This window comes from Salinarchaeum sp. IM2453 (assembly GCF_019693215.1).
Classification (GTDB): Archaea; Halobacteriota; Halobacteria; order Halobacteriales; family Salinarchaeaceae; genus IM2453.
On the sequence record NZ_CP081183.1, the window covers coordinates 1,122,504 to 1,136,162 of the forward strand.

General features: G+C 47.4%; 6 protein-coding genes. 4 read left to right on the top strand and 2 right to left on the bottom strand.

The window, feature by feature from the left end:
- Positions 1–23 precede the first annotated feature (23 nt).
- Positions 24–2,141: a Druantia anti-phage system protein DruA gene (locus K0C01_RS05265; protein WP_221170977.1), complete on the bottom strand. Its 2,118-nt coding sequence runs from the start codon at positions 2,139–2,141 to the stop codon at positions 24–26.
- Positions 2,142–2,892: 751 nt separating this feature from the next.
- Between K0C01_RS05265 and K0C01_RS05270 the strand changes: the two genes are divergently transcribed.
- From K0C01_RS05270 to K0C01_RS05285, 4 genes are read left to right on the top strand one after another with little or no spacing between them, the layout of a single operon-like run.
- Positions 2,893–4,395, top strand: a complete 1,503-nt coding sequence (locus tag K0C01_RS05270; protein ID WP_221170978.1) for a competence protein CoiA family protein — start codon at positions 2,893–2,895, stop codon at positions 4,393–4,395.
- A 2-nt stretch (positions 4,396–4,397) separates the two neighbouring features.
- Positions 4,398–6,224 carry a Druantia-type antiviral defence protein DruD gene (locus K0C01_RS05275; protein ID WP_221170979.1) on the top strand — a complete coding sequence of 609 codons (1,827 nt, stop codon included), beginning with the start codon at positions 4,398–4,400 and terminating at the stop codon, positions 6,222–6,224.
- A complete protein-coding gene (locus K0C01_RS05280; protein ID WP_221170980.1) occupies positions 6,224–11,653 on the top strand; it encodes a DEAD/DEAH box helicase in 5,430 nt (1,809 codons plus the stop codon). Before K0C01_RS05275 ends, K0C01_RS05280 begins: the two co-directional genes overlap by 1 nt.
- 10 nt (positions 11,654–11,663) lie before the next feature.
- Positions 11,664–12,533, top strand: a complete 870-nt coding sequence (locus K0C01_RS05285; RefSeq protein ID WP_221170981.1) for a PD-(D/E)XK nuclease family protein — start codon at positions 11,664–11,666, stop codon at positions 12,531–12,533.
- Positions 12,534–13,165: 632 nt separating this feature from the next.
- Here K0C01_RS05285 and K0C01_RS05290 read toward each other — a convergent pair.
- The gene (locus K0C01_RS05290; RefSeq protein ID WP_221170982.1) at positions 13,166–13,474 is read right to left on the bottom strand and encodes a helix-turn-helix domain-containing protein; all 309 of its coding nucleotides are present in this window, start codon (positions 13,472–13,474) and stop codon (positions 13,166–13,168) included.
- Positions 13,475–13,659: the final 185 nt, after the last annotated feature.

Genomic DNA, 13,659 nt, shown 5'->3' on the forward strand with positions numbered 1-13,659 from the left:
TGATTGCGAGTACATTTGACATATTAACTGTTCCTTATAATAAATTCGCTGAGACTGGATTGTCGGTTGTCAAAATCAATCTCGTTACTCAATTTAAACTCGTGTTTATCAAACTCTCGTATCTCTTCGAGAATCTCCTGTTTTTGAACCCTCATGCTCGCCCAACGATCTATCCAGTGCTGGTAGATTGATTCTTGTTCCTTTTTTGGGTTCTCAAACTCCCAGTAGTATTCCGGATTATCATCCACTCCGAAAAGGTACTCTTGGGTGTTTCTTGCGAGCTCAATACCGTAGACAATTCGCCTCGACTCATGCTTCAGTACATCCGTTTCTAATCCGCAGTTTCTCAGTCCTCGACGAATCTTCCGGATACGAGGAGAAATTCCCTCCCCAAACCGACCTTTGACAACTTTTCGACCTTCTTCCATCTGTGTGACTTGGCTAAGTCGCTTTCGTGTCTCGGGACCGAACTGTACCGACCCATATCCTTCCGTGTAACCAACTTCTTCGTATTCAATGCGCCCATTTTCTGTAGGAACACGGATGCGATCATACTGTGCACTTCCAACTTCGAAGAGTCCAGTAGTGTCTAAGAAAACAAGCTCGTTTGGCTTAGTTACGGGTTCGCCCTTCATTGAGCTAGCGATCTTACTCTGATAGTCCCCATATTTGTCTTGATACATATTGATGACTTCAGGACCGGTCAAGGCCATTGCCACCAACTTTCCTCCAAGAATATGATTATACGGTGGGATTGCGCCACAAACCATGATGTTCATCATGTTGGCTCCAACACGTTCTTTCTTAGTCTCTTTCAGTGCTGTTTTGATTGCTTTTCGTCCTGAACTACTACTCAACCCTTCCCGGATGAATTTTTCATCGTCTTTGTCACTGTGTTCGTGGAAGTACTTCCTGTCTCGGAGTAACTTTTGCAGAGCGCTTGATCGCTTCTTGCGGAACAAGGCTGTCTCGCTTCTTTTTTCCCAAGAGTCTTTCTTCTCAGGATTTTCTCCGTTTCCGTTTTCAATTGTTTTCTCAGCCTGTTGTTCAATCTCCTTAAGAATTTCAATCAGTGTATCATCTGGGTTGTTAAACCGGTCTTCTGAAAGTTCGGAGTATTCATCGATGAAGTCGTCGTATCGAATATTCGAGATTGCGTTCTCAATCGATTTTTCCAAAGCTGCACGAAGGTCAGAGCAAAATTCACTGACTCTTTTATGGTATTCCTCCTCTGATTCTAACCACTCTGTTTGAGTTACTGTACGAGTCTTTTTATCTGCTGTCCGCTTTTCCTTTGGTAGTTGTTCCTTGTATTCGTGTACACGCTTTTTCCGTTGCAAATTTTGCTCGACAGCGTCGATTGTCCAGCCAATGAAATCATCTCTTACTGATAGGTTCATCATCGGACTTGCCAGAGAGGCAATCCCCATGACAGGATGGTTTGGCTTGGCTTTATTTCTAATAAGAAAATTGATATTTCTTCCAGGCACTGTATTGTACGGGGTCAACCAAGTGTACCGGAAATATCTCCATATGTCCATCAAATCCAATCCAGTATGCGGACACTTTTTTCCTGTTTCTACTTTCTGGATATATGGGTGGACAACGTCCTCAAGATCTTCAGCAATTTCCTCGCGATCTTGGTTCAGAAACGGCACTAGATCCTGATAAAGGTCTTTTCCGTCAGAGATTAAATCAAGAATGCTTCGCTCACCGGTTGCATTTCGACGAGTATCATTCTCCATCTCTCGGACAAACTCTCGAACACTTTCTTCTTTGAATTGTGCCCGGCGCTCTTTTTGGAGAATGGCTCTTTCCTGTTTTTTGAATTTCTTAGGATCGTCCTTATATTGGTCAGGATCAGGACGGACAACGCAGAACTCTGTGTCTTTGCGGATATCGTAGTTGATCTCTATCAGATCTAATAGTACGTTTAACGAAGCCAAGTATTTGACACGGTCTTCCGAAATCTCTTTATCCATTTTGTCTTCGATAGTTCGAACCTCGTCCTTTATAGCGACCTCTCGATCAAGCGACTCTTGAAATTCAATCAATTCATCTGTCAAAGCGTCAAACCTCTTCTGGTACTCTTCGGAGAGGTCAGGCGAAAAGTCTATTTCTCGTTCAGATGTCCCACCCATGTTTATTTGGTCGACGTAGAAAATAGTTCTCTGCTGGAACTCAAAAGACTACCGACTCAAGCCTATTTCGGGACTTGTTAATAGATCATGTACTGTAGCCTGACAATCTGACCGTGTCTTGCAATTGCGCCGGGATAAATTCAAGTAAATTGGATTTGATAAATCGCTGGACTACGTTCGATTCACTGAGTCATTATCGTACAGGTGAAACAGGAAATATTCGATATCAAGCGTCGGCGGCTATTTGCTTCGTTTAATTTGACGGTCTATCCTACTGTATTAAATAGGTTCCATCAGAATCAAAATTACATAATCGTTGAGAGGAGGAAAGTATCCGAACTCCTGTATCAATATCCGACAAATACCTCGGTCTCTTGGTTATGCCGGGGAATTCCAGTCGATCAACTGTTTTACGCTTGGCCCGGTGGAAGAAATTAACCGCGAGTCTAGTGACGCACTCGTGGTAGCGTTGCAGATGGATGTTAGGATATAAATTAGGTACACGGATTACTCTGTAACCCTTCGTCACTTTGTCAGATTACAGCATTACCCTCTATTTTATGATACAATATCTTATTGCTGATCGAAACTGGGGTTAAATTTATTATAATTGAATAACATTTTTTGTTCATGAACAGAGGTCCTTTAGAATCCTCCTGGCTACAACTATCTGCCGATCGTTGTGGTCGGGATCTTGTTCCGAAGAGAAACCGCTGTGAACGCCCAGCAATTCGTAAGGTAGACATTTTCTATGAGTGAGCCCTCGATTCCTACAGCGCTAGATCCTCACGGGAATCACGTTCCAATCGAGGAAGCAATGGACAAGTTGGATTATTACCGATGTCCACAGTGTAAAGAGTTTGTTGATCCTCGTCAGGGACCTAAGAGGCAGTATTTTGCTCACAAGCGGGGAGTCATTGATGATGATAAGTCGTGCGCTCTTTCGAGCCAAGCTGATGTGGACGAGATGGTTGACGAACTCAGAACCTCAGATATAGAAAAAGACGAAGCTCAGCGCTCAATTCGTGTGTATTTAGGCGAACACTATGAGAGAGAGATTACGTGTTTTGGGATTATTCCTTCATTAGAGTGGGAGCAGGTCCCGGATGGAGTCGACGTGAATAGGCTTTTGAGCCAACTTGAGATTTCCACAAAAGGAGTCACAAATCCTCCAGTACCGAAGAACTTTCACCCGAGTGAACCGGAAGCGATGATTCCACTTGACCCAGACGCGGAGGAATTCAAAGTTGACATCGCAGGACCTGAGAAGCTTGATGCTATTATTGGTCTGTGGACAGCTGAGGGACTTTCTACAGGCAATCTATTTGCCGGTGATCAGCGTCGTGCGCGACGTCATAAAAGTAATCGTCAGATCAAGGAGGGAGAATGGGTTTACGTTCTCACCCCTATTACGTCTCCACATTTATCAGATTTTGTGACGACCTACAAAATCGGTTCGTACAATGCACTGGCGTTTCCTGCCAGAGAGGAAACAAAAAATTTGCTTGAAGAGTACGGTGACGGGCTTAAGACTGACACATATGGATTTGATGTCGATGTGATTTTGCCTGCGGATGCCCACCCGACGATAGAGGCCCCGGTCTACGGTGCTCCTCACGAAGAGGTGTTGATCGGTATCACGCCTCCTGAAGAGATAGATCCCATGTTTGAAGTTGTGACTATCCCCAAGCGTACTGGAGATGTCGTTAATATAAGACAAACCGGTCCGGGGAACCCGCGGTACTATCCAACCACCATTCCACAAGATGGTTCTCAACGCGTTAGTATCCATCAGCGGAACTCGGATCGACATCGATTAGTTCATCTTCACCCTGCAGATTCCGATAAGCGGACGTCTGATATTGAGGGGGATTCGAGAGTGATCGGCGTCAAACTCCATATTGGAGACGAAGCCATTTTCCTTTCCCCATTCAAGGAAAAACAGACCCACAAATTCGATCATGAATTCAATCCACATACGCTGCCAGTAATCTTGGACTATGTTGGGCCGAAAGGATTGGAACTCGAAGTAACCGGATCGTTTATCGATGACGCTACACTGGGTCCTGTAATCTCCCGTTTTACAACCGAAATCGAAGACTTGGCTGAAGAACTAATCACTTGGATAACAAAGGGCTGCGAGTCCATTCAGATCGAGCTTGGTGGTCTGGGAACGGTTGAATTAGCATTTTCTCAGCCAGCATTGACTACTGCCTTTGATTTGCCTGATAACAAATCGGAACCCATTGAGTAATCATGAGTTTAGAACCAAACGAGCAGTTCACTGCTAAAATCACAACAATCACTCAGAACGGAAAAGCTACAGTTCGGCGTGGAAATAAAACGGTAAATATCGGCCCTGTTTCGTGTGAGAAGGGAGAACGAGTCCGGTTGAAATACCTTGGTGAGAAAGAAGAATTTGGTAACGATGTCGGATTTGCTATTTGTTTGAATGAGGAGATGCTTGCAGATAATTACGATGAGTGGGTGCACAACATGATAGACCACCTGATCATGGATCAACCTCCAGATCAAGGTGAAGTAACTTATTCTGAGATCGATGAAATAAGAGATCGAAATCTTGGGAGGACAACCCTCGGCGGAAAACGCATTCAACTAGGGCCAGTAGAAGGTGATGTTGGGGATCTAGTTCGCATCGTTGGAGCGGAGGAAAACTATGCCAAAGTTTTGACGCCTTATCTTCAAGGAAAAAACTATGAGGTTCGATTTAAAATTCTCTCAGGACAGTTCGATGAACTCCCCATCTCCATTGGTGATAAGATTACAACAACGATCTCAGATATTGAAAACAATACGTTAGTCGGCTATGTCGGAGATATTCCTATCTGGTTTCCGGATGCTGACGCTGAAATAGCACAGAAAGTTGATGGTCAAATCACCGGCTGTGACGCCGATCACTTTATTGGGGAGATAGTCAATACATATGACGAACCTGGACGAATTGAACACTCTTCACACTGGGCACGAATGCAATGGTTGCGACAAAGTGGGTTCGCTGACGACCCACTGCATAACTTTACACAGAAATTCATCCATCACGACCAAATAAATCTACCAGATGCAACTGATCGTCTTCGCGATGCACTTGTCGCTGAGGCAATTCGACTTGCAATTGCTGATAAGGTGGAGGAATCAGATGGAGCGTATCCTCGTGTACATATCTCGGGAATCCAACACTGGGTAACGCATAAACTCGCCGCTATTCTTGGGAATCCAAAAGAAGAAGACTCCGAAGACTGGTTCAACATGATTCTTAAAGACCGCTCTGGACCGACAATTACGTTTCTCGGTGACATTCTTAATCTATCTGAGGGCTATTATGCACCATCTCCGACCCACGCGGTTATGACGAACTCCTCTAATGCAGTGCTTATTTCCGGACAACCAACAATGGCATTTTCAGACCGTGATCTTGAGATACAAGTCCGGGGGATAACTCGGATCATCACTGGTACTAGCGAGGGAGAACTCTTGGCAAACGATATTCCAGTTCAATCTCGGTCAGAATATGTTGGTTTGGATAGCGGAAGATTGTTTACAGAGAGCGATCTTATCAACTTTATCACGGATCAGCCGAAGGAGAATTGGACGCCAGAACAGAGCTGGGAACCATACACAGGCCAACAATGGGGTTTCCAACAAGATGGTGATCCCTTAGAGGTGAAGTTAGATGATGATTCCACCGTGAGCTTCTGGCGTGTTCCGGTCGAATACGGAAGAGACGTCTATCGGTTGAAACTCCAGCGCTCGGCGAGTGAATCAACAGATATGGTTGCTGTTCCCAGCCGATACCGAAAACACGTATCGCTCATCATCGACGCGGTGAGCGGTATCTCCCAACGGGTAGAATTCAAGAAAATCAAAGATGGAGTATTAGTGAGTTGTGACTTTGTGCCCCCCCGACATCAAATGAGATGGCTCCATGCAATTGGCGCAGAATGGTTAGAAACCTCGAAGAACCAACTACAGTGGAGAATTCAGAACGAGGAAACTGAATCAGTCGTCGACATCTTCGAATCTCTACCCATTACTATCACCAACAAAACAAAGGTTGATTACTAATGCAATCTATCAAAGAAGTATCCGACAGACTGGATGACGATCTGCAAAGGTACATCGAATCAACATATCACCTTCGCCATCCCAGGTTGTTAAAAGAACGAAGAGCACTGATGAACGAAGGGGCGACCTCGACCGAACCTTGGGTCGAAGCCACACCCTCTTACATTTCTGGGAAAAAACTCAGAAATCTTGGCCTCCCCGATTCTGTTGTTGAGATTCTGAAAGATCTTGAAGATGATGATCTTGACATCTTCGATCCGCCTTACAAGCACCAGGCAGACGCGTTGCAGTCTTTTTTCAACGACGAAGACGACCTAATTGTCTCGACAGGAACTGGATCAGGGAAAACCGAGATTTTCCTGTATTCAATCTTGGGACAATTGGCACAGGAGGCGGAGCGCGGAACTACCTCGGAACAACGGGGCATTCGAACCCTAATTCTCTATCCAATGAATGCACTTGTTGCAGACCAGTTGTCCCGGATGCGACTGCTGTTCGGCGACAAATCTGGTGCAGATACGATTGAGAACTACATGGGGCGTCGTGTGCAGTTCGGGATGTACACCAGCCGGACCCCGTATCACGGAGAATATAACGTGGACAAAAATGACCGGATGGTCAAGCCAGTGATCAAACGGTACGTGGAACTCCAAGAGGAGAATCCCGAACTCTATCAGGAGCTAAAACGTAAGGGACGAATTCCCGCCAAAGACCTCAAAGGGTTCCGAAATTTCAATCCATCAAGTAAGCGTGAGAAATTCTGGACCCAGCCTAGTGATCGAGAGTTATTCACTCGCCAAGAGATGCATTCACCGAACGAACACGGTGGCACACCGGACATCCTAATCACGAACTACTCGATGCTTGAATATATGCTGCTCCGGCCGATCGAGCAGCCGCTCTTTCAAGACACCCGTGAGTGGCTTCAGGCCGACGATAAGAACGAACTAAACATTGTTCTCGACGAAGCCCACCTTTATCGTGGAGCTCAAGGTGCAGAGGTGGCACTCCTTCTGAACCGGCTCCTGCAGAATCTCCAGGTATCCCGTGACCGCATCCGATTTATATTAACGAGTGCGACAATGGGGGAAAACGTAGAGGAGGCGGCGCCTGAGTTCGCAGCTCAACTCACAGCTGGCCACTCTGAGGAATTTGCGGTGATCGAGGGAACACAGAGAGAATACGATGGTGGTTCAACAAGTAACGCCCGGGTTGCTGAACTACTCAAACGGATCGGATACCAACTTGAAGACCGGTCCAAAATCCGGAACTTGGCAAGCGAACGGGGTTGGGATCAACTGACAGTAGACTCAATTGAAGAGACAAGAGCATATTTAGCCGAACAGTTGGAAACGGACCCCTTATTCCGGGAAGCGCATAGCTATCTCCGTGAGGATCCGCTGCCGCTCTCGGATTTGGCAGAAGAACTGTTTCCCGACGTAGAATCTGACCTTGCGCGTGAGGCAACAGGCAATCTCCTGTATCTTTGTACCGAAGCGCGTGAAGGTGCAGAACAAGCCCTGCTTCCTACCCGCCTTCATATGTTCTTGAAAGGGTTGCCAGCGCAGTATGCCTGTGTCAATCCTGAATGTTCTGGTCGTCGTGTGACTGAAGGGGAGAATCTCTTGGGCCGTATATATGAGAATCCTCACACGACCTGCCCAGAATGTGGAAGCAGGGTCTTCGAATTGATCAGTCACCGGACCTGTGGTGCAGCGTATCTCCGTGCTTATCGTCGATCGGATGACACGGGGAAACACACGTTCCTATGGACGAACCCCAAGAACAGCTCAAACTTGGATGAACTTCACCTCCTTGTCGAAGAGCCGCGGACAGATCCTGACCCGAAACACGAGCATAACCGCTCTCTGGCAGAGACGACACAATCAAAGCCTCTGGATATATCTTCCGGGCATTTGATGGACTGGCAGGACATCAATGAAGCCGATGAGGACTCACATATTGAGGTATACATTCCAACTGAGGAGCCGCCAGATGAAGATGCAGCGTGGAGTTGGACGCGGTGTCCTGCCTGCGGGATCGAAGAACGAAGACAGAACGGCGAGACAAAAATCGAAGATTTGGTCACAAAGGGTGAAGAGCCGTTTGCGAACATTGTCCGATCAATGTTCGGTATCCAGCCCAAAGACCCGTTCAAGGATGATTTCCCTAACGAAGGGCGGAAAGTACTGTGCTTCTCCGACGGTCGTCAGAAGGCAGCCCGGTTAGCCCGGGATCTACAATCTAATGTAGAACTCGACTCATTCAGGGAAGTCATTACCGACATCATTGCAAACACAGACGAGGAAATCACTATGGATCGTCTGTTCGCTGAATTTGCTGTCTATTGCCACAAGAACAACATTGTGTTCTTCGATGACAGCGACGAGCGGACAGATCAGGAGGGTGTGCAGTATGAAGGATCCCGTTCGCGTTTTGAGCGGATCCAGCGACGGCTCGAGGAGATTACGGACGAATTCTTCCTTGAGTCGATCGACGACATCCCGAAACGGGAGAACGCTTGTCAGGCGATCTCTGATCTTGATCGGCCAAGGCAGTATGATGAGGCACTCCTTCGATCACTCGGTGATGAATACTACTCCATTCCAGCTGCCTTGATTGGATACCTTGCGCCCACGGAGTCTCTGATGGAAAAGCTCAATGAACAAGTTCCTACCATCGATACCGATCTGCTTCAGAGCATCTTGATTGAATCGCTGCGAAATGCCTGTGAACAACGAGCATTCGACCTTGATATTGACACGATCCGCCGCTCAAAGTCATATACATACAACAACTGGATGGAACCAGACGAAGCAGGGGCTGACGAAGTTATTCCGAAGTATGTCCGCGAATCTGTTGGTGACGAAGTTTTAGAAGACGAATGGAACGAACTACAACGAGCGCTGATGACGAACCAGCCGGCGCTATTTAAAATCGATGCTCATGGGAACTACTTCGTCAATCCCGAGGCAACTCGTATCGAACTCCGGCTTGATAAGAACTGGTATCGCTGTCAGGGATGCTACCGGTTTTCTATCGTCTCGCTGAACGGTGAGTGTCCTCACGAGGGGTGTACTGGCACACTGACCGAAGTCGGCGATGACGACATCCATCTCGAAGCACGGAAGGGCCTTCTCCGTAACCCACCGCAACAAGTCAAACGCGGTCAGAAGGATCCGTTGACGATCCGATCAGAAGAACACTCTGCACAGTTGAGCGCTAAAGATAATTCCGAGGCGTTCTCTCGGTCTGAAGAGTACGAACTCCTTTTCCAAGATATCCTAGTCGGTGATTCAGAAGCTGACCAACCGATCGATGTGCTGAGTTGCACAACGACAATGGAGGTCGGTATTGACATCGGCAGCTTGACTGGGGTTGCCATGCGGACAGTACCGCCTGGACCGGAAAACTATGAACAGCGTGCAGGTCGTGCAGGGCGCCGAGGAGCAGGATTATCCACGATCATCACATTTGCCGATAACTCCCCACACGAATCTTACTACTTCAATAACCCCGAGGAAATGATCACAAGCGAAGGCAACGAACCAATTATCTACGCAGGAAACAAGAAAATCGCTCGGCGGCATATTAACGCATCTCTCCTGGCTAGATATTTTGATCCCTCTAACATCGAAACCAGTGCTGACGTATTCCGTTCATTAAGCACTACCCAAGAATTCTTTGAGGGAGATGGAGATCAAACGTTAGACGACTTTGAAGACTGGATAAGCGACCAGGTGTTACAGCAGTCGTCGCCGGTGGTCGCTCGTCTCGGTGGTCTTCTGCCCGATGCATTAGGCGAAGACTTCCCAGATAACTGGCGGGAACCGTTTATTCGTGAAACAGCTCAGGAATTCCTCGACGAGTTGCGAGAGCTTCAATCACGAGCTAACTGGGAAGAAAAGTCAGGCACAGACGAAGATCTCCTCTCAGTACTCCTTGACGCAGCTTTACTTCCGACATTCTCTTTCCCAACAGATGTCTGTGACTTCACAGTCCGTGCGAACGAACGCGGCGCAAACAGACCGAAGACAAAATACGAAACCTCACGTGACCTGAAACAAGCGCTCTCAACTTATGTCCCCGGCAGAGAGATTGTTATTGACAAGAAGACTTACGAGTCATATGGACTCTACTTCAAATTCGCAGACAACCCGGTGAACCGGGCTGACGGTGTCGACTGGGATGATCTAGATCACCTCAATTGGTGTCCTAACTGCGAGACGGTTTACGATGAACAAGAGGTGAGTCTGGAAGAACAAGAGATTACCTGTCCAGTCTGCGCCGAAGCTAAAATCACCTCGCTTCAGATGCACACCCCTTCCGCCTTTGCTCCCGAAGTGGACCACAGAACTGACACCCCTGAGGAAGGCTCTCGTTATACTGAGGACCGCGTCTATGCTACACAACCGAAGTACCCCCTGACTCCAACATCACAGGATGCCAGAGGAGCAACGGAGATGGCCAATCAGAAACAATTCGGGCCGTCTACTGTCGGTCGGCTCAATGATGAGGAACTTCTCATTGCGAACTTTGGTCCTGACGACGAGGGATTCGAAGTGTGTGTGAAGTGTGGCGCTGTAAGCCGAGACGGTGAATTAGAAAATCCGCATAATCGTCCGTACCCGAAAGATCCGCGATTCCTCGGAGAGTACGAATGGGACGACCAATGTTCTGGATCTTCTGTCACAACGAGTTTCAGCCATACATTCAACAGCGACCTCACGGTGTTCCAGATCCCGCTTAACGAAAAGATGGAGTTCGTCCCTAACGCTGAATGGTTTGAGACGGCTGGCCAGTCGCTCGCTGAGGCATTAGTAATGGGTGCATCGCGAGCGCTTGGTATCGAAGACGAGGAACTGGAAGGCGGGTTCCGAAGTCGGTCCGCCGAATACGTGGATCAAGATGATGTGCGTGGCGTTATCGAGATTTTCCTCTTTGATACTACCTCGGGAGGTGCTGGGTTCTCTACAAAAGTCTGGGACGAGTTCAATACGGTCTTAGCTGAAACACGGTCTATTTTGGAAGGCTGTAGCTGCGATTCTGCATGTCATAACTGTCTGCAGCGATACGAAAACAGACATCTTCACGACTCGCTCGATCGGCATCAAGGGTTGGCCCTGTTGGACTACGCCGAAACAGGGGATCCCCCAACGCTGTCTACGGACAAGATCGAAAGCCTTGTTCAGCAATTCGAACGGTCATTGCGTCTCAAAGAAAGTAACATTGATATTGTCCAGTCTGGTAGTGAGGCAGATGTCTGGTCTGCAAGTTTGAATGGAGAGTCGATTACATTTGGTATACGTTCGAGCCTGCGCCGAGACCGATCAACTACGTCACCAACAATAGATGAGGACTTTTCGGATTACGATCTTTCAAAGCGTCTTCCGAATGTTGTCTATTCGGTGGTTAATCGGATCCAATGATAGATGACAGATGGTGAATAACTCTCCAGCCTCTCACGTCGACTGGTCGTACTCCACCGCGAGACTATATCACAAATGTCCGCGCCAGTTCTATTATCAACACCGCCAACGGGAGGAAAAAGACACTGGCTATGAAACCCAGTCGTCAACAGCAGTCCAGCCCCCAGGTGCACGAATTGGATCTGTTGTCCATGATTGTATTGCCGAAAAAATAGAACATTGGCGAAACAGTTCAAAGAGAACGCTGCAGGATAGTCAGGAAGCCGCAGCTGCGAGCCTTCAGCAGTACGTAGCGGAGAACAGTGACGAGATTAGAGACAGTCACTTTACGGACGAAGACGAGTTTGACCCGGATGAATTTGCCCAGTCACTGATACAGACTGCTCAAAGCCATATTAAAACATTCTTCCAAGTGATATGGCCTCAATTCAATTCACACCGATATATCACACATGAGATAACTCGTTCGTTCAGTGTTGATGAACATACTGTTTGGGTACGTCCTGATTTCTGCACCCGGAGTCAAGAGGGTGATCTCGTTATCACGGACTGGAAAACGGGTGCAGTTGATCGGTTCAGCGAACCAACTCTTCAAGTCTTGACGTATGCTTTGTGGGCCCACAGAGAGTATGAGCCCGATTTAGACCGCATTCTTGTACAACTCGTTCACACAAAACACGGAGAGTTCGACCGAACACGACCAGACCGAGTTGACCTCGACTCTATTAAAAACCAGATACGTACTGATAGAGAGGACTGGACAACGTTCCAGTCCATGAACGATTATCAGCCCGATCCCGAGACAGAGAAGTGCAAATATTGTACGTTCCTCGACCGCTGTGACGCCGGGCAAATGTGCATTGACAAAGGACCAGATTAAACACCTCTCCCTGCACGGGATCAACCGCTGTGCCCCCCGTATTGACCGATCGCTGCGCTCACAATGAGCCAATCCTGTGTGGTCCAGTCGATCGGTTGCGTTGGGTCCGACATTACACACAAGATTAGCTGCAAACTGTATTATAAGTCTGAGGGTAAGGAAAAAGACAGTATAACTAACTGCTCTCTCGGAATTGATGCTGAGTTTTAATATCCTATCACCGAAATAACGGAGTGCGGAGATTGGCTGATTGCGGCCGAACGCGATCCGTACAAGGCGTAGTATCGACACATAGCAACTGCTATCGAAGTAAGCCAAAGGAAAAGTGCCCCAGCGTAGAAATCTGATGGCCCTCCGACACGATCAGTAAACAGGATTCCAGCGCGGGGCACGGCTCCTGATTAGCACAAACACAGACTGGATGCCCAGAAGCCATGACTATCTTGATCGAACATAAATTTCAAGCTAACGAATTTGAATTAAAAGTAAAGTGCTCCGGTACGGGTAGGGGGTGTAAACAGGGGGACCGGAGCACGGCTCCTGTTGTTCAAAAATGTACAACAGAAGCTACGTGTACGTCAATAAGACACACGAATCAAGTTTACGGAATCGGACAATACCCGATGGTACAATTAGGAATCTTCGGGAAGAACGAGATCATCGTATTCGAGTTCTCCCTCAAGATAAGCAATTCCTTTGTCGGTAATTCGGTAATAGCGTCTTTTTTCGTCAGTAATCTCAAGCAGTCCCATTTCGTTGAGCTTCTTCATTCGACGCGAGACCGTGTTTCTTGCTTTATCAAGCATCCCGAGCTCTTGGGTTATATTCACCCAGACGGCCGTGGGCGGAAGTGCAATCCTAAATCCTGCCTGCTCAAGTTCTTGATAAAACTCAAGAATGGCGTCATCAGTTTCATTCATCCACGGTACCCGCGGTCGCATGAACTCAGATACATTATAACATATCATTATTCTACCGACATGACTCCTTTTTGGACTTTATTTGTAATAAATAGACGGTATCACATTAACTTTATAAATATGGACGATATTTACTACTGTAACGAGCGTTCATTTCGGACCCGTTGCTATTCGGCGGGTCCATTGGAGAAATCCCGGACCCCGCT